The organism is Enterococcus villorum, from assembly GCF_007990225.1.
GTDB classification, from domain to species: domain Bacteria; phylum Bacillota; class Bacilli; order Lactobacillales; family Enterococcaceae; genus Enterococcus_B; species Enterococcus_B villorum.
The window spans coordinates 1-17,892 of the sequence record NZ_BJWF01000044.1; the positions used below are offsets into that span (position 1 = coordinate 1).

14 protein-coding genes, 1 pseudogene and 1 riboswitch are annotated in these 17,892 nt (G+C 32.8%); of the genes and pseudogenes, 13 read left to right on the plus strand and 2 right to left on the minus strand.

Annotated features, from left to right (window positions below; translation table 11 throughout):
- Positions 1 to 665 precede the first annotated feature (665 nt).
- The 12 genes and pseudogenes from EVI01_RS11750 (at position 666) to EVI01_RS11800 (ending at position 14,140) form a co-directional block, all read left to right on the plus strand.
- Positions 666 to 1,967, plus strand: a complete 1,302-nt coding sequence (locus EVI01_RS11750) for a sensor histidine kinase (RefSeq protein WP_010751948.1) — start codon at positions 666 to 668, stop codon at positions 1,965 to 1,967.
- Positions 1,968 to 1,978: 11 nt separating this feature from the next.
- Positions 1,979 to 2,728: a LytR/AlgR family response regulator transcription factor gene (locus EVI01_RS11755; RefSeq protein WP_010751947.1), complete on the plus strand. Its 750-nt coding sequence runs from the start codon at positions 1,979 to 1,981 to the stop codon at positions 2,726 to 2,728.
- A 635-nt stretch (positions 2,729 to 3,363) separates the two neighbouring features.
- Positions 3,364 to 4,830 (plus strand): PTS fructose transporter subunit IIC, encoded by a 1,467-nt coding sequence (locus tag EVI01_RS11760; RefSeq protein ID WP_010751946.1) that lies wholly within the window; start codon positions 3,364 to 3,366, stop codon positions 4,828 to 4,830.
- Between the two features lie 51 nt (positions 4,831 to 4,881).
- The gene (locus tag EVI01_RS11765) at positions 4,882 to 5,334 is read left to right on the plus strand and encodes a PTS sugar transporter subunit IIA (protein ID WP_025480706.1); all 453 of its coding nucleotides are present in this window, start codon (positions 4,882 to 4,884) and stop codon (positions 5,332 to 5,334) included.
- Positions 5,335 to 5,381: 47 nt separating this feature from the next.
- A pseudogene (locus EVI01_RS11770) lies at positions 5,382 to 7,997 on the plus strand (glycoside hydrolase family 38 N-terminal domain-containing protein).
- Between the two features lie 15 nt (positions 7,998 to 8,012).
- Positions 8,013 to 8,804 carry a MurR/RpiR family transcriptional regulator gene (locus EVI01_RS11775; protein WP_010751943.1) on the plus strand — a complete coding sequence of 264 codons (792 nt, stop codon included), beginning with the start codon at positions 8,013 to 8,015 and terminating at the stop codon, positions 8,802 to 8,804.
- Between the two features lie 95 nt (positions 8,805 to 8,899).
- On the plus strand, positions 8,900 to 11,014 hold the full coding sequence (locus EVI01_RS11780; protein WP_010751942.1) for an endo-beta-N-acetylglucosaminidase: 2,115 nt from the start codon (positions 8,900 to 8,902) through the stop codon (positions 11,012 to 11,014).
- A gap of 12 nt (positions 11,015 to 11,026) precedes the next feature.
- The gene (locus EVI01_RS13745; RefSeq protein WP_155853995.1) at positions 11,027 to 11,197 is read left to right on the plus strand and encodes a hypothetical protein; all 171 of its coding nucleotides are present in this window, start codon (positions 11,027 to 11,029) and stop codon (positions 11,195 to 11,197) included.
- A gap of 65 nt (positions 11,198 to 11,262) precedes the next feature.
- Entirely contained in the window at positions 11,263 to 11,526 is a 264-nt protein-coding gene (locus EVI01_RS11785) for a hypothetical protein (protein ID WP_010751941.1), read from the plus strand.
- Between the two features lie 569 nt (positions 11,527 to 12,095).
- Entirely contained in the window at positions 12,096 to 12,536 is a 441-nt protein-coding gene (locus tag EVI01_RS11790; protein WP_010751940.1) for a hypothetical protein, read from the plus strand.
- Between the two features lie 319 nt (positions 12,537 to 12,855).
- Positions 12,856 to 13,275 (plus strand): GNAT family N-acetyltransferase, encoded by a 420-nt coding sequence (locus EVI01_RS11795; protein WP_010751939.1) that lies wholly within the window; start codon positions 12,856 to 12,858, stop codon positions 13,273 to 13,275.
- A gap of 685 nt (positions 13,276 to 13,960) precedes the next feature.
- Positions 13,961 to 14,140 carry a hypothetical protein gene (locus EVI01_RS11800; protein ID WP_010751938.1) on the plus strand — a complete coding sequence of 60 codons (180 nt, stop codon included), beginning with the start codon at positions 13,961 to 13,963 and terminating at the stop codon, positions 14,138 to 14,140.
- A 1,335-nt stretch (positions 14,141 to 15,475) separates the two neighbouring features.
- Here the strand turns inward: EVI01_RS11800 and EVI01_RS11810 are convergent.
- Both EVI01_RS11810 and EVI01_RS11815 read right to left on the minus strand, forming a co-directional pair.
- Complete coding sequence (locus tag EVI01_RS11810; RefSeq protein WP_010751937.1) at positions 15,476 to 15,688, minus strand: hypothetical protein; 213 nt, start codon at positions 15,686 to 15,688, stop codon at positions 15,476 to 15,478.
- Positions 15,689 to 15,991: 303 nt separating this feature from the next.
- On the minus strand, positions 15,992 to 16,555 hold the full coding sequence (locus EVI01_RS11815) for a DUF5067 domain-containing protein (RefSeq protein WP_146811705.1): 564 nt from the start codon (positions 16,553 to 16,555) through the stop codon (positions 15,992 to 15,994).
- Positions 16,556 to 16,907: 352 nt separating this feature from the next.
- On the opposite strand from EVI01_RS11815, the gene EVI01_RS11820 reads away from it, so the two are divergent.
- Positions 16,908 to 17,297 carry a DUF1093 domain-containing protein gene (locus tag EVI01_RS11820; RefSeq protein WP_010751935.1) on the plus strand — a complete coding sequence of 130 codons (390 nt, stop codon included), beginning with the start codon at positions 16,908 to 16,910 and terminating at the stop codon, positions 17,295 to 17,297.
- Between the two features lie 327 nt (positions 17,298 to 17,624).
- A riboswitch (M-box (ykoK) riboswitch) is annotated at positions 17,625 to 17,783 on the plus strand.
- Positions 17,784 to 17,892 lie beyond the last annotated feature (109 nt).

The window sequence follows — 17,892 nt, forward strand, 5'->3', positions numbered from 1 at the left end:
TCTTGCTTATTACAGACCAGAAGAACAAAAAATAACCATCTAACACTTTGACGAGAGTAGATGGTTTGAGAAAAAACATTTAATTCAAAGTCACCGTCTTTTTAACGGTTCTACAATGGACGTGTTGGAAGCACGTCCTTTTTCTATATTTATTATAGCATGAAGAAAAATAAAATCAATTGTGGTTGCTCATTGAGTGATCTTTTTTAGTTTGGATAAGGATTTATGATGATGAGGTTTTCCGAATAGTTAAATGAAATTGGAAAACCGAATTTTATACTAAAGTACTATAAAGTAAGTAGGGTAGCTAAGAAAATGAATGATAAATAATTGAGGAATAGAAAAGGATTTTTATGAAAAAAATTGACAATGAAAATATAACTAACACAATCAAATAAATTATGATATATTTATATACTAATTCATTCAAGATATTTCAAAAATAGATATATAAATTTGCGAATATTTTTGAAAAAAATTAGAAATGGGTCTACTCATCTTAAGGAGCTGTTATTGATTTGTTTGGGGGCTTAAAAGCACGCAGAAATCCAGTTACACATTCGTTTGGTTGTGTTTCATATACAAGTGTTTTTATGCAGTAGGTCTTATTTTAGAAACGTTTTATTGGCTTTAATTCTAATATAGGAGAAGAATGGGGAAAGCAAATGAGTTTTGTGGAGTTGGGATTATCTGAATATCTTTTAAGAATGTTTGTTGAATTATTCTTTTTTCACGCTGTTTTTATGTTTATTTATCGTATAGGTTCTATGAAGAATCAATTAGGGGTGATGTTTTTAGCCATACCGTTTTCTTTTTTAGGACAAATATACGTGGAAGGTATGGCAGAAGTTTTAGGCGTGACTGTCTATTATCTTTTTTTAAAAAAGAATACAGTAAATAAAAATATTTTATTGAGTGCCTTAGTTTTTAGTGCCACTATTCCGTATCTGATTTCAACTGTTATTTCAGGCTTTATTCTTACCACGCCATTCTTAGATAATTATTCTGATCTTTATTATGTTATTTTAGAACTATTGATTGAAATATGTTTATTAGTCGGTTTTATTTATTTTTTGAAAGTGATTCAATTTAGTAGTTTATTAATTACCTACAGTTCTAAGTTTTCGTTTTTACTATTATCTTTAAATTTTTGCTTGATACAACTTTATCTCAACTTAACTGAATATTTCCAATTGTATGAACAACTTATTTTAGGAACACTGTGCTTATTGTTCGCGCAGTTTTTCCTTTTGTTTCTTTTGTTTGTTCGAGAAATGAAAAAGCAGAAAAAAATATTTGAAGAAAAATTTTTAAGGGAACAACTAGAACATCTTAAACTGTATGCAGGCTACTTAGAGAAGAATCAAGAAAAATTACGGAGATTTAAACATGACTATAAAAATCTTTTATTTAGTTTGAGAGAAGCAGCTTTGAATAATAGAGCTGATCTAGTGATAGAACAAATTGATTTACTATCAGACTACTCTGAAAATTGTTTTAAATCGAACAGTTTTCATTATAGTGACATAAAAAATGTTAAAAATGAATACTTAAAAAGTCTATTAATTAGCAAATTTCATAGGATGGAAAATGAAAATGTACATTGTCATTTTGAGTGTTTGGCTAAGGTAGATACTCTGTCAATAAAAATTTTTGATTTGGTACGTATTCTTGGCATTTCAATAGATAATGCCATAGAAGAAGCAAGTCAGGTGAACGATTCTGAAGTTTATATAACTATTTTTCAAACAAAACCCCAGATTGAATTTATTATTGAAAATTCCACTAGAACTAAGAAAATAGATATTTCAAAAATAAAAAAGTGTGGATATTCAACAAAGATTGGGCACGATGGACTCGGACTAAGTAGCATACAAGATATTAAAGAAAAATATTCTAATGTATTTATTCAATACAAGTCTAGTCAGAATAAATTTATAGCACAAATAATAATCGTTAATGAATAGGAGAGAAAAAAATGAGTTACCCAATTGTTGCTTGTGAAGATAATTTTGTTCAGTTGCACCAACTAGAGAGTATTATCAAAAATTATGTTCTATTTCATGATGACTTCTTTAAACTTGAATTATTTACTCAAAGTCCCCAAGCTGTGAAAGAATATTTGAAGAAGTTTAGCCCACAAAATGGCATTTATTTTTTGGATATAGATTTAAAAAACAAAACAAATGGCATTGACTTAGCAGAGACGATTCGAAAGAGTGATCCTTTAGGGAAAATAATATTTGTGACAACTCACGATGAACTGGCTCCAGTAACTCTAAAAAGAAAAGTAGAAGCATTAGGGTTTGTTACAAAAGATCAAACATCTGAGAACTTTCGAGATGAAATCATGGAATTACTTGAAGTAGCTAGAGACAGAATTGTTGATTCAAGAGACAAAATGAAAATAAATTTTTCTTTTTTTATAGGAAAACAAGTATATAACGTCCATATGGATGAAGTTTTATATATCGAACCTTCTGTCATTGCGCACAGGTTAGTTCTCCATACGATAGATGGACAGTATGAATTTTATGGGAAATTAAATGAACTGGAAAAAAATTATTCAAATCTTTTTCGAATTAGTCGAAGTTATTTAGCAAATATGAAAAATATCCAAGAAGTAGATTTTTCTAAGCGAACTATTCGATTTTTTGAGGAGAAAGAAATTACGTTTTCTAAACGACATTCAAAGAAAATAAAAGAGTATATAAAATCTCTAGTTTAGAACAACAATGTGAATGAGCGAAAGCATCTGCAGAATGATTGTCCAAAGTCATTCTACAGGTGCTTTTTATTTTATCATTTCATACCTATTATTTAAGCATTTAAGACATATTCTAACCCCTTTCATGATATTTTTCACGTTTATGGGAATAAATATAGTAATAATTATTCTGATTAATAGCGTTTTAAAGAGGAGGGAGCCACAATGTGAATAATAAATTAGATGATTGATTCGCAAATTTTACCAATGGGTTCCAAGAAAGTGAGAATTTTTCTAGGTTACGCTAATTTTAAAGTTAAATGATTAATACTCTATATTTTAAGGTATTGTTCTATTTGAAACTTTCTGTTAGAAGTGTTCTTTTTATTTTTTGTGTATGAGACTCTATTAAGTTAGCTAATTCTACAATAATTTGTTTACTCTTTTCGTGAAACATTGTCGTCACAATAGAAGAAAATTTTTGTCTCAAAAGAATGTAAGATCATATTACTAAGTGATCGGTCTATAGCTGATTGGGAAAAGTACCATCTCTTAGTATTTGTATGAAACTAATAACTAGTTATTAGCGATCCCTATTTTTATCAAATAAAAATAGTATATTTTAAGTAAGCGTTTTACAAAAGGAGGAGTTTACGATGAAAAAAATTATTGCAGTGACTGCGTGTGCCACAGGGATTGCACATACTTATATGGCAGCAGAAGCATTAGAAAAAGCCGCTGAAAAATTAGGATATCAGATAAAAGTAGAAACTAACGGTGCAATTGGGGTAGAAAATAGTTTAACTGCAGAAGATATTGAAGCAGCTGATTTAGTGATTATCGCTTCAGATATTAAGATAGATCCTATTCGTTTTTCTGGAAAGCCATTATACGTAACGAAATCCACTCCCGCAATTGAAGATGCAGAAAAATTAATTGATACAGCTTTTTCAAATGCAAAACTTTTTGGTAAAAAAGGAACCAAAGTAGGGAAAATTCAAATTGGTAACGATAAAGAAAAAACAACGATCTTTACCCATCTGATGAGTGGTATTTCCTATATGATTCCAATGGTTGTTGCAGCAGGACTGATTCTCTTAATTGCTAATTTATATGCTTTTCAAAAAGATGACTTAGGACATATCGTCAATTGGGGGTTTGATACAGATACTTCATTAGGATTCTTGATGTCAAAACTTTTTTATATCGGCCAAATAGGATTTAAATTGATGATTCCATTGTTTGCAGGTTTTGTTGCCAATTCCATTGCAGATAAGCCAGCAATAGCTCCTGCGATGATTGGTGCTTATTTAGTCAACGATCCAGAATTTCTAGGGGCCAATGCAGGTGGTGGTTTTATCGGAGCGATTATTGTGGCATTCATAGTAGGCTATATGGTTAAAGGCTTGAAACAAGTGAAATGGCCCAAATTATTGCAACCAATTGTACCGATTATGATTATTCCTTTCATTGGAACTTCTGTGATTTCATTAATCGTTTTATACATTATCGGTTCACCATTAGCAAATGGAATGGATATGATGTATAACGGATTGACAGCATTAAATAATAATTATGCAAGTGCGCCAATTATTATTGGAGTAATCTGTGGTGCCATGATTGGTTTTGACTTAGGTGGTCCGGTAAATAAAACAGCATTGGTGTTTGGAACCGCTATTTTTACAGACACATTAGCAAAATATGGAGTTGAAGGGACTAATTTTGTTCCTCAAACAGCTACCCAAGCAGCGATTTCAGTTGCTCCTTTAGGTGTTTGGTTGGCAACCATTTTATTTAAAAAGAAATTTTCAAAAGATGAAAAAGTAGCTGCTAGTGCGGCGTTTGGTATGGGGATCGTTGGCGTGACGGAAGGGGCAATCCCATTTGTAGCGGCTGATCCGTTTCGAATGATTTTTGCCAATGTCATCGGTTCAGCGGTGGCCGGTGGGATAGCTGCTGCAACAGGTTGTAAGTTCTTTGGCGGGATTGGCTCACCTTTAGGAACCTTCATTGGTTATGTACAGCAACCCATTCCTTTTATCACATGGATATTCTCAGTTTCAGCTGGAATTTTAACGACTGCGATTTTAATTGGTGTGATGCGTAAAGACCACAGGGAGTAAATAATGAGATTTTTGAAACAAAAATCTAAGCTAAAATTGGAGGAAACTATGATGAATGCAGAGGTATTTAATCAACAACATATTTTATTTGATGAAACCTCAACCACACAAGAAGAGGCATTTCAAATGATTGCCACTTTTGCTTATAAACTGGGATTTGTAAATAATGTTCAAACATATTTTGAAGGATTAAAAAAACGTGAAGTAGAAGCGACAACGGGATTTAAGGACCAACTGGCGATTCCTCATAGCAAAAATTCAGCAGTAGTAAAACCAGGCATGTTTTTACTTAAATTTTCCCATGAAATTCCTTGGAGGTCCTTGGACGGTCAGCCAATCAAAGTTGCCTTTGCTTTGGCGATTCCTGAAGAGGGAGCTACAAAGCATCTAAAATTGCTAAGTTTAATTGCTCGGAAATTAATTGATCAAAAATTTAGAGAAGCAATTTTAGCAGAGTCTGATCCAGAAAAATTAGATGCAATGATCAATCAAATTGATTTTTAAAGATCGGTAAAAGAGGCAAACGAAAAAATAGTAGAGAAGGTTTGGCAATGAAAAAAAAGGTACACGTTATTCATCATACGCATTGGGATCTTGAATGGTATTTTACCAATAATGAATCATTTGTACAATTTGCCTACCATTTAGATGAAGTAATGGATGCACTAGAAGCAAATCAAATAAACCACTACTTACTAGATGGACAAATGAGTATTCTCGATGAATATTTGCAGAGTTTTCCAGAACAAAAAACACGATTGAAAAAATTGATTCAAAGTCGACGGTTACAAATTGGTCCTTGGTATACACAGACTGATGAGTTGATTGTTTCTGGAGAATCGATCATCCGTAATTTACATTTAGGAATAACATTAGCTAACGACTTAGGAGGCTATATGGCGATTGGTTATTTACCTGACTCATTTGGACAAAGTCAGGATATGCCAAAAATTTATAATGGTTTTGGTATTCGACGGGCGGTTTTTTGGCGTGGTTTAGCTAATGAACAACTAACGGATCGAGAATTTAACTGGGCGAGTGAAGACGGTTCATTGGTTCAAGTTGCTAATATAAAAAATGGTTATTTTGTTGGCGTCAATTTGATTGAAGAAAATCATTATCAAGCGTTGATGGCGACTATTGAAGTAGGTGCTACGAGTGGAGAATTGGTTTTACCAGTAGGAGGAGATCAGCGATATGTTGATCGAAACTTACGAGAACGAATAGCTAAGTACAATCAACATTTATCTGAATATGTATTAGTAGAAAGCACGTATGAAGCTTTTTTTGAAGCTTTGGATGAGCAGAAGTTACAAACGGTTTCTGGTGAATTTATGACTGGATCAGTGTCAAAAATCCATCGTTCCATCTACTCGTCTCGCTATGACCATAAATACATGAATGATCAACTAGAACGTCGTATGATTTACCAAGTTGAACCATTGATGGTCATGGCCGAAAAAGTTGGAATCCCCTATAAAAAAGGTGCATTAGATCGCATCTGGAAATTACTGGCAAAAAATCAAGCGCATGATAGTGCAGGTGGGTGTAATAGTGATCGTACCAACCAGATTATTTTAGAACGTTATACTGAAGCAGATCAGTTATCTCAATCTTTAATAGACTATCTCACTAGAAAAATAGCGGAATCTCGAGTAGATGTTCAAGAAAATGAATGGACAGTTTTTAATCCATTGCCTTGGCCCATAAAGAAAGTAGTGAAAGTTCAAGTTTCCGTAAAAAGTCCTAGCATTAACATTACAGAAGGCAACACAAAAATTCCGATGGTCCAGCTCAAGACCGTTAAAGAATACAATGGTTCTATTCGTCGAAATCAAAAAGAACAAGACAAAATGAATTTTTACTACATTCACACGTTGTTAGTCGAAGTCAACGTACCAGCTTTTAGCTTTAAAACGTATCAACTTGAAGAACAAAAAGTGGAAATTCCTGTAGTTGAGCAACGTGAGGAAATAAACCCACAAATCGAAAATGAGTACTATCAAGTGAAACTGGCGGACGGCAAAATTCAATTGTTTTTGAAAAAAAGGCAATTATGGTTGGAAGATGTCTTTCAATTTGAAGATAGCGGGGATGAAGGAGATACGTACGATTACTCTCCGCCTTATGAGGATTTTATTACTTTTCATGATTTTCAGGATGCTAAGTTTCAAGTGATCCGCAATCACTTGGAAGAGAAACTACAGCTATCAGGTGTTTGGTTAATCGCTAAAAATTTAGACGAGCGAAAAGAAAAACAAGCAACCCAAGCAATTAAGTATACCTTCTCTCTTTCTTTAAAAAAAGCAGTACCACGAGTTGAATGTCAATTGATCATTGATAACCAAGCGATCGATCATCGAATGCGCGTGCATATCAAGACCCCTTTTGCGAATCAACATTCCTTTGCTGATACACCATTTGGAATGATAAAACGAGCTGTAGTTGACCCGTATTTGACAGATTGGCGTGAATTAGGTTGGAAAGAAGAGCCAACCACTATTTTCCCCATGTTGCACTATGTCAATGCACATAATCAAACAGGTAGTATGACGGTCTTTACGAAAGGCATCAAAGAATATCAATTTGTTGGAAAGAAATTCCGCCAAATAGCGCTTACGCTATTTCGCTCGGTAGGGTTTCTTGGGCGACCAGATTTGCTAAGACGACCAGGAATTGCTTCTGGCAATGAGTTTAAATACATTCCAACTCCGCAAAGTCAATTACAGAAATCTTTAGTGTTTAAGTTTTCATTGCAGTGGGATAAACATTTTCAACCAGCACAAATTGAGAAAAGTTATTTAGATTACGCAGTATCACTTCCGAATTATCAAATTCAGGAGTTAAACCGTTTCACCAATCCATTAAAATATTTTGTTTCGAATCCTTTGCAAGAACCTGTAGTTCAAACGTTTGAGATGGCACTAGTTAGCCAAGAGCTTGTCTTTCGTTCGTTAAGAAAATCAACGACATTACAAGGTTTTGATTTACGAATATTTAATCCCAAAAAGGTCTCGGTCTCTGGTGGGAAGTTAACCTTTAATCAACTTGTGTCTTATGAATAGGTGGATTTAAAAGGAATACCAACAACGTCAAGAAAAAGCGGGAATCCGATTGATTTAGGCACATTTGCTCCTGGTGAAATAAAAACCATTCATATTATTTAGCAAAGGGTGAAAGAAATGCAAGAAGATGTTTTTCTATTGATTGAATCGAATCGTAAGGAAATGACGTATGTTGAACAATTAATCGCTGATTATTTTTTAGCGAAAAACCCACCAATGATGATTGATAAATTAGCGAAACGATTATCTGTTTCAAAGGCATCCATTACGCGCTTTTGTAAGAAAATTTCTTTGAATAATTACAAGGAATTAATTTTTCTCTATAAACTATCATTGGACAATGCAAAAAAAGAACGGTCGGTTTCTTCTGTTGTAACCGCTGCCTATCATTCATTAGCGACAAGAAGCGAGCAAATGTATGTTGAGAAAAAAATCGACCAGTTTTGTGAATACATCCATCAGCACAAAATCATTCATTTTTATGGAAAAGGATTTAATTCATTTGTTGCTTTAGATTTTCAATTTAAGTTTTCTCGTTTAGGAAAATATGTTCGAATCAGTTCTGATGAAAATTCGATTACGATGGCCTCAAAATTTGCTGAAACAGATGAGTTAATTATTGTTTCAAGTCTCAGGGGGCAAGATAAAAAAATGTGCCATGCGATGCAAGAAGCAAAGGCAAAATCATTATCTATCTTATTATTAACCTCTAATCAACAATCTGAACTGATACCCTTTGCTGATGTCTATTTATTTACAGCATTCTTAACAAGAGAAGAAGCTTTAGGGAATATCTCTCCGCAGATTCCAATTCTTATACAACTCGATATGGTTTATGAACGTTACATTCATCTGTATGCGGATTCTGTAAAAAAATGGATTGAGTCAGAACGAATTTTGCATCAATAAGAAGTAATAAGTGTGAAGAAATGATAGGAGGTGAACACTTAAAAAACATTCATTACTTTTGAGTATTAAATATTTATAAATAGGAGGAATGATAAATGAAAAAGCGTTATTTTGTATGGCTTTGTTTTATAGTTGTTGGATTGTTTGTTGGAGGAGGCATCCCACAAATTGGTCAAGCTGCTGATAATTATTCTGTTAAAGGTGAAAATCAACCATATTTTCATGGATTTAATGCTGAACAAATGTTGAATTGGTCACCTGAAACAGATAAAACAGCAAAATATTTCCGTTCCAACACTCCATTGGAAAAAAGAAACGCACCTTTTACAGCGACACAGGCACAACCACAATTAAGAAATGATGCGACCTTACTAACACTATCAAGTGATTATGGTGATCCGGGGTATGGCACAAAAAAAGGAATCCCTGACTTTACCCGAACTGTCGATTCTTATTCGCGCCATGTTTTTCAATTCTGGCAATATGTTGACTATTATGCATCTTGGAATGGTATGCCCATTGATGGTACCAACTATGAAGATATCAAAAATAATCAACAATTAACCTATGGGGTAGTGAACTATCCAAATCCAGCCTATACTGATGCGGCGCACCGAAATGGTGTAAAAAGTTTAGGTGGTTGGTTCTGGCCTCGTCAAGAAATTTTTTCGAAATGGGTTGTTCAAAATACAGATGGTAGTTTCCCGATTGCAGACAAGATGATTGCTTTGGCTAGATATTTGAACTTTGATGGATATTTCATTAATCAAGAAGCGACTATTTCTAAAGAAGATGCGCATCAATTACAGGCAATGCTTGTTTATTTTAAACAACAAGCACCAGATTTATATATTCAATTCTATGACTCACTAACAAAAGATGGACAGCTAAATTATGTAAATGGTTTTGATGCTACCAATAGCTATTGGGTACAGGCAGAAAATGGTTCTGCAGCAGATAGTATTTTTATGAACTACGCATGGAATAAAGAACGCTTGGAAAGAGGGAATCAATATGCAAAAAGCATCGGCTTGAATCCATTAGAAGTGATGTTTGCCGGAACTGAAAATCAAAAATATGGGTTTAATCCTCCTTATGATCCGCGTCAAATTTTTACAAATAAGGAAAAAACACTGGCTTCTTGGGCATTATTTGGTTCAGATTTTGTTTATTCTCGTTATCCTGGTGATAATTTAGAAAAAGGCAACCAAGCGGAAATTAATACGCGTGAACGCAAGTACTGGTCTGGTCCAAAACAAGATCCTACTCAAACTGGCAGAACAACGGAAGAAAATAGTTCGCCATATCCTGATCATGGATATCCCAATGATGCCAATAATGCCGCTCATTGGGATGGGGTAGCTAATTTTATTGCAGAAAAAACAAGTATAAAAAAGCTTCCTTTTGTAACTAATTTTAATACGGGACATGGAATCGGTTTTTATAATGATGGACAATCTGTCTCAACTAGAGAGTGGAGTAATATTGGCATCCAAGATATTTTACCAACTTGGCAATGGTGGAAAGAAGGAAAAGCACAAGTTGCCTACAATTATATAAATGCTTGGAATGGCGGAAGTTCTTTAGAAATTAAGAATGTACAGAAACAAGCGATTGTTCATTTATTCAAAGTTGACACTATTTTAAATGGTCAAGAAGATTTAATCTTACAAGCGATTGTACCAAAAAGCGCAAAAGCACAAGTTTTGCTTTATTTCAAAGATGATTTAACAAATCCAGTAGCATTTCCAATTGAAAATAGTACTCAGTGGCGAAAAACAACCATTCGTTTAAGTGAATACCAAAATCGAGAAATTGGTAAGATTTCAATGTCTGTTGAAAACACTGGCACGAAATCTGTTCTAGTAGGTCAATTAGGTATTGTACCGGAAAATAATCATCTTACTGGATCCCCAGCCTTTACAGTAGATCGCTATTTGAAATCTAGTGGAGAAGCTTTTGTCCATGCAACGATGGCAGAAGATATTTTGTACTACGATGTAACAGATCAAAAGGGAAGATTTATTACCCGAATCAATAGTGAGGACAGCTATCTCAATCATATTCCAGCATATGCAACGAGTTTAATCGTTCAACCTGTAACTAAAAGCTATCAGAAATATAAAAAATTAACTGTTCCATTGGAAATCAATGCCGTAGATCTTCCCGTGATCATGAAAGAATCTGAAGCGGACAAATTTGAACCATAAGTAGAATCATCAGTGGAGACAAAAGAGGAACCGCTAGACGAAGAAGTGAGTGAAACACAGATAGAAACGCCGAATAAAGTGAATGGGGAAACGCAAACAAAAAACATAGACAAGCTGAATATTGAAGTGCCAACAAAAACGCCTGTCAAAGTTAATGGTAAAAATCAACAGATGCTTTTGTAATAGGCAATGAAGCAGAGAAAAAATCCGTTCAATTCAAGGAAACATTTTCAGATGGAGTGAAAAAAGTGGCTGACGTTCCAGTGGTTGTGAAAGAACCACAAGTGACACCGACGGAAGCGAACAAGGCAAAACTTTTAGACAAAGGAGATGGAGATAGTCAAACAAAAGCTAATTTTGGTGAGGAAGAAAAAGTAAAAGAAGCAGAATCAACAAAAGTGTTACCAAAGACCCATGAAAACAATCAAAGTACAATTAAGTCAGTGCTTGGAACTATTGTAATAGGAATAGCAGGAATAGGACTAGTAAGAAAATCAATAGAAGAAAACTAATAGTGGGAAAATTTCGTAATGTTGCTTCTTTAATGAGAATTTAAAAATTTTTAGCCGTGAAAAATGGATGTAACATAACAGATTTGTAAAGATAAAAAGAGTTATGTTACATCCTCTGTTTTAAAAGATACATTATTTTCAAAGGAAAGAGAAAAATTTGACTAAAAAAATATTTTTTTGCAAAGAAACAAGATTATAGGTGAGGGTACCTTTTAGTAAGAAATGGACGGTGTGAAGATTATACTCTATGTGTTTTTTATAAAAAGGGATTATAGTTATTTGTTGTAGTGATATAAAAGAGAACAGAAAAACATATGATGGAAACATCAGCGTATTATTATTACAAAGAGCTATTTGCAATAAAGGGATAGAAACATTCCCAAGCTTCCACATTAATACACTTTGAAATAAATAATAAAGATGGTCTTAGTTGACAGAAGTACCAAGTTTTTCCAATATTTATTCCATTTAGGTTTGTATTATTATTTAGAAATATCGAAAAACTAGTTCTCTGTTAGGTAAAAAATGGTGATACACTACAGAAAATTATAAAAAGGAGGAACTAAAAGATGGAGATGTCATCAGAAGTAAGAAAAGAAGTCGTAAACTGTATAATGAGAGATTTGAGACGTGTTGAAGTTAGAAAGGATTGGAAATATCAATATCATGATATTATAAAAAAACTAGTAACTAAAGTTGATGGAACTACAGGGGAAGTCTATCGTGAGTTTTCAGACAATATACCGCTTAGAGTTTCTAAGAGAAAAGTTTATCGAATGTCACATGACAAATTAGCACCGCGAATACTTGATTATCTGGAAAATAGTCAAACTTCAAATAGTTTCATAAACAAAGATAGGAATAAAAAGGCAGTTTTTGATGAATTAATAGAAGAAAAAACTTATTTTCTTAAGCTTGTAAATGAGGCTAGAAAAATAGTATCAGATAGAAAAAATCGATTATTTAAAGAAATTCCTAAAAAAATTAAAGATTCTTCACTTGTTTTATAAATAAACCATTTACTCTATAAATTCTAAAAATTTTCGTTACATAAAAAGGTAGAAACATCAAAATATGATTTATTTTAGGTTCGCTAGGAAATAAAACTAGTTTTTAACTCCTTTATTTCTAAATATTTAAGTTGATTTCTGGAAAGTGACTAATCAAAAAATTCTTTGTAATCATTTATACAGATTGCTGAGTACGAAGAAAAAAATGAAGTTAATTTATAGTCTAAATTTTTTTGTTTTAGATAGATACAAAAATGATATAATTTAAAGAGTGAAAAATGAATGGACAAGCTAATAACGGGTGAAATAGGTGAGAAATATGGAAATTAAACAGAGTGAAAAAGCAGAATTAATACCTTTTTTAGATCAAATTTTTAAACAACAGCATGAAAAACAATTTAGGGATCATTTACCAGAAGAAGAGAGCCAAGTATTAGCTTTTGGTGCATGGAATCATGATGAATTAGTAGGTGGCATCGTTGGTAAACGCCAGTATGATACATTGCATATTTCGTTGCTAGGCGTAGATGAGACCTGTCAAAAAGCGGGTGTTGGTTCTGCGTTAATACAAGCAATAGAAAAACAAGCAATAAGAGACGAGGTGAAAAAGATTACACTAACGACGAAGTCTTATCAAGCATTAGGTTTTTATTTAAAAAAAGGATATAAGGTTTTTGGTGAATTAGAAGATGTTCCAATGGTTGGTACGACGAAATATTATTTGGTTAAAAGAATATAACGAAGTATTTGGAAAATTAGTAAAACGGTCATATTCCTTAAATAGTTTAGTGATAAATGTCTAGAGTACCTTATTGTTCTAAAAAGGAATAGAAATGAGAAAGCGCAAAGAAGTAATAAAATCATAACTGTCCCTCTAAAAGGGTAGTTATGATTTTATTATTTAGTTTACTAGAAGATCAGTGAATTATAAAGAATACTGTAAGTGTCAAACCAAGTAGATACAATTATAGTGAAGCTTTTTGGACAATGCCATTACATATAAAAACTTAGTAGCTTAGTAGATTGAAGAATATCTAAAACGATAACAATAACTTTTCCTATTTCATCAAGTCTCAGGTTTATACTTTCTTGACTATCTTCTCATTTTACGAGGGATAGTAAATAAATTGATATTTATGTAAAACTAAAATTAAAAAGCTTGCCATCACTTTATCGCCAACCATCAAACTTTTCTCGCATTGAAACAAAGGAACCTTTCCATTTTTGTTTGTAGTTACGCATGCAAGGAAATAAGTGAAAATCTAATCGTCACTTTTGTTTGCTTTTGTAATTTTGGGCATACCAATTTAATAAGTTTGGTATTTTTATAATTAAACATAAAATCAAATTTTATCATAACTAATTGCGTTTTTTGATCATCTGTAATGTTCAGAAAGAATATTATTACATAAGAGGTGGGGGAAATGCTAATTTTAGTTTGTATGTTGGCTATATGGTTCAAAATCGAACACTATACTGATATGAGCTGGTGGTTTTTAATTCCTTGTACGATTATTGTTGCCTTGATGGGCATAGCAGAAGGTATTTTAATATACAAAGAAATCAAGGATATAGCACAAGAAAAAATGTTAAGGAGGAAATAGGATAAAAATACTATCATAATTATGATGGCACTGTTATCAGTGAAAATGAAACTATCGAAATCAAAAAAAATGTGGATTTATAATTGTGAACTAAGTAAAAATTTTTGAATACGCTTGTGATAAATATACCTAGAATATTCTAGAACAGGTGAGTTGGTGCTTTATTCACCATCAAAAAATCTAAACTAACAAAAAGTTAAAGCTGACAGGATGATTTGATGTAAAGGAGCGTTTTAGTATTGTGATTGTTTAACTAGTGGATGAGTAAACGTAAAGTTATTCAAAAAAATAGATTCAATGAAGATAGGCAAAAACATCATTTGAATTTGTAGAATGAGGATGATCAGTGAGTTATCAATCATTTGGTGAAATGGTGGCAGATTTTCACTGTTTTTGTCGGTATGATGATCGTGTCGGAATGAGAAAGTTAAAATAAGTGATTGTGTATGCGGTTACCTAAACTGTGAAGAAATATTTTATCCATAGAGCCAAGTACGACGGAGCCGAGTACGACAGAACCAAGTACAACAGAGCCAGGTACAACCGAACTAAGTACGACAGAACCAAGTATAACGGAACCGAGCAAGGTGAAACCAAGTGTAGTCGAGTCAAGTGAAATTGTAACAAATAGCAATGCTTCATCAAATAATAATTCTTTTGAAAAATTACCTAAAACAAATGACAAGAAGAATGTATTATCTATATATGGAATTTTGATGACATTAGTTGCTACAATAGTTATTTTAAAAAATAAATAGTTGGATTTAAAATAGTTGAATTAAACGGAACAGACTATGAAACTGGGACAATAATCAGAGAAAAGCTGAATATTGTCCCAGTTTCTTATTTATTTGTTTTACTGGAAGATATGGTTATAGGAAAGCTTGAGGAATTACCTCCAACATTTAAGTTATGTTGGTTTTTTTGAAATTTAATAAGTTGTTGACGCCAGTGTTTGTATAACAGTTGATTGATCAGTGGGAACACCAGGCTCATTCGTAACAACTTCTAAAGTAATTTTGTCGCCTTTTTGTAAATTTCTGCTATGAGTTATCTCTATGTTTCCTTGAGAATTTTCTTTAAATGATTCAGCGAGGTCATTTCAGTAAGATTTTAACATAAAAAATACTGGATGATTAAGAGGGAAATATGGGTTAGGCAAACTAACTCGCTCAAGCGTTTTGTGTCAATCTAAAACGATAATTTGAAATAACTAGACTTGAAACTTTGGATGAAACACCTAAGATGATTGAATGGAAGAGAGGAGGAGTTGCTCAGTAGGAATGTATGAAGAAGAATATTGATGAAAGAGATAGCCGAAGCTACCTCTTTATTTTAACCTCTATGGCAACCAGAACAGCAATATTTACATCCATCAAATTTCATAGAAGGATATAACGCTTGGTTTGAGCGTATGGCATCTGTGCAATTCGCATAATGACCAATTTTAATTTGGTTATTCGTATCAGGGAGACGATAACAAGTAGTCTCATGCAGTTCATGGCGGCCTTTTTCGTCTGGCATCTGGCTAGCGATGAAATAGGGCATAGGATAGTTCTCCTTTCATGTATTTCAGAACTCCCCAGACTGATAGTCTTATTATACATAATGTGTTTTATTTCACAAAGAATAAATACCTCGACAATAAAATTTTTAAATAATTTAACTATTTTTTAAACAATGAAGAGTAAAAATATCGGCGTTTGTCAGTTCCTATAAACAAGAGACGATGATAATCGTTAAAAAAAAGACTGATTATGATATAAAAAATCAAAATCAGTCTTTTTTTATTTCAGAGTCATCAGATTTTCTTTGATGATTGTGTTGCCTGTTTATTTATAGAACAACTGTTTATTTGGTTGTTTCAATTGTTTTTTCAAAACTACCATTATCCATAAAATCTTTCATGATGATCGGTGAACCTGGATGAAGAATTTTAAGACCAACAACAGCATCAACCGTTTCACCTGCTTTTACATCCGTATCGCCCATTTTTACGAGGTCTGGTTTATAATCCTGTGGAAATAAACCGTTTGCTCCAGTGAGTAACTCTTCTGTTTTATCAGTTTCTTGAATTGGTTTGATGGATGATTCAAAAGACATCCAAGGACTTTGTGCCTGATCGCTTTTATTGGTATATTCAATTTCTATTGCTAATATTTTTGTGTTTGCGTCATATTGACTTGTTAATTCTTCTGTATTTTTTATGACAATTTTTGCCGAATTATCTTCAAAAGTCGTATCACTCGCTTTTTCACTTGCTGTAGTTGATTGATTTGTACTTTCTGAGTTTGCGACTTTAGAAGTTGAGGTAGCTGATTCTTGTGAAGCGTTTGATTTCGATCCATTATCGCCACAAGCCCCTAACATTATAGTAGAAAATAAAATTAATCCCAATCCAACTGTTTTTTTCATTTTTTCCTCCATCAAATTTAAAATAGTTACTCCCACTTAATGGCAGGTAGTGATAGTCGCCAAGGTAAAAAAACACTTTTTATTATATTCTCAATAGAGATAAAGATAGGGGTTACATCTTTATTCTCGTTGATTAAAAGGACATCGAGAATAACAGATTGACCTATCCTAAAACAGAGTAATTTTTTTACTTAAGCTAAGTATAATATAAGTTATTTTATGAGTAAAGGTGTATCAATGAATTTGTTTCTCTTTATAAATGTGACAAAATCGCTAGTTGAATCAATGGAAAAAGCCATAAAAAATAAGATAAACTGTCAATTGTACAATATTTAATAATGAGGTGAAGATAATGGGAAAATTTATAGGTGCTCTAGCGGTCATTTTATTAGGTGTTGGTGGCTTTTTTGGTTATCAATATTATAATAATACGTATAAGACAACCACAGCCTATGCGAAAATACCAGAAATAGTTCCAGAAAAGATGAAAACAAAAGATATGTCTGGGGATATAGTGGAAAATAGTTATACTTACGAATACGATGTTACTTTTGTGAAGGAGAATGGGGAAACGACAAAGCGAACTTTCGATGTGAGTGGTGAAAATCCTCAGCCTTTAAAGCCAGGAAGTTACATTAAAGCTGAAATCAGCAATGAAAGAGTAAATGCGCCGACAGAAGTTGCAGCAGCAGACGTTCCTAATTCAATAAAAGAACAATTAAATGCAGGAAGTAAACAATAGATTTTCTTCGTTTTATTTAAATTTAGTTTTTTATAAAAGCAAAAATACTTTTTTTCAAAGCACCTCAAGTTGATTGTAACATCAAGTGTGAGGTGTTTTTTTGATATGTAAAAGAGAATTCCATCGCATGTTAACGAATAGATAAGGAGATTTTGACAAATAACAAATAGTGTGGTTTATTAGAAGGAGAAAGATGAGGTGAATGAAATGGATAATGACCAGAGGTACTCTAAGCTTACTAAGGATAAAACCTTTGTAACTTGGGGGATGATTCCAGTAGTTGGCTTTTTTGGACTTTTAGTGTCGTTGATGATTTTCATTTAATTGTTCTCTTTGAAATAAGCGAGGCGCTTATGCAAAAACTGTTTTCTAAAAATATCGAAAGATATTCATGGAAAAAAGGGGCTGTCATACAGTTGGCTTTCTTTAAGTTAGCTCAATTTCACCTTTATATTGCATCGTGTTAAAGCGCCAAGTCAATAAATGCTCTTTCTAATTTTTTGGAAAGGGCATTTATTTTGTAAAAAAATAAAGTGATGAGCAAAATGTCGCTTTTATCTATCATTGGATCATTTATTTTATTGGCATTACAGAA

Coding starts and splice junctions, on each gene's coding strand:
- EVI01_RS11820 (WP_010751935.1), top strand. CDS start 16,908: ATGGGAAAATTTATAGGTGCTCTAGCGGTCATTTTATTAGGTGTTGGT.
- EVI01_RS11815 (WP_146811705.1), bottom strand. CDS start 16,555: ATGAAAAAAACAGTTGGATTGGGATTAATTTTATTTTCTACTATAATG.
- EVI01_RS11780 (WP_010751942.1), top strand. CDS start 8,900: ATGAAAAAGCGTTATTTTGTATGGCTTTGTTTTATAGTTGTTGGATTG.
- EVI01_RS11775 (WP_010751943.1), top strand. CDS start 8,013: ATGCAAGAAGATGTTTTTCTATTGATTGAATCGAATCGTAAGGAAATG.
- EVI01_RS11760 (WP_010751946.1), top strand. CDS start 3,364: ATGAAAAAAATTATTGCAGTGACTGCGTGTGCCACAGGGATTGCACAT.
- EVI01_RS11765 (WP_025480706.1), top strand. CDS start 4,882: ATGAATGCAGAGGTATTTAATCAACAACATATTTTATTTGATGAAACC.
- EVI01_RS11795 (WP_010751939.1), top strand. CDS start 12,856: ATGGAAATTAAACAGAGTGAAAAAGCAGAATTAATACCTTTTTTAGAT.
- EVI01_RS11800 (WP_010751938.1), top strand. CDS start 13,961: ATGCTAATTTTAGTTTGTATGTTGGCTATATGGTTCAAAATCGAACAC.
- EVI01_RS11810 (WP_010751937.1), bottom strand. CDS start 15,688: ATGCCCTATTTCATCGCTAGCCAGATGCCAGACGAAAAAGGCCGCCAT.
- EVI01_RS11750 (WP_010751948.1), top strand. CDS start 666: ATGAGTTTTGTGGAGTTGGGATTATCTGAATATCTTTTAAGAATGTTT.
- EVI01_RS11755 (WP_010751947.1), top strand. CDS start 1,979: ATGAGTTACCCAATTGTTGCTTGTGAAGATAATTTTGTTCAGTTGCAC.
- EVI01_RS11790 (WP_010751940.1), top strand. CDS start 12,096: ATGGAGATGTCATCAGAAGTAAGAAAAGAAGTCGTAAACTGTATAATG.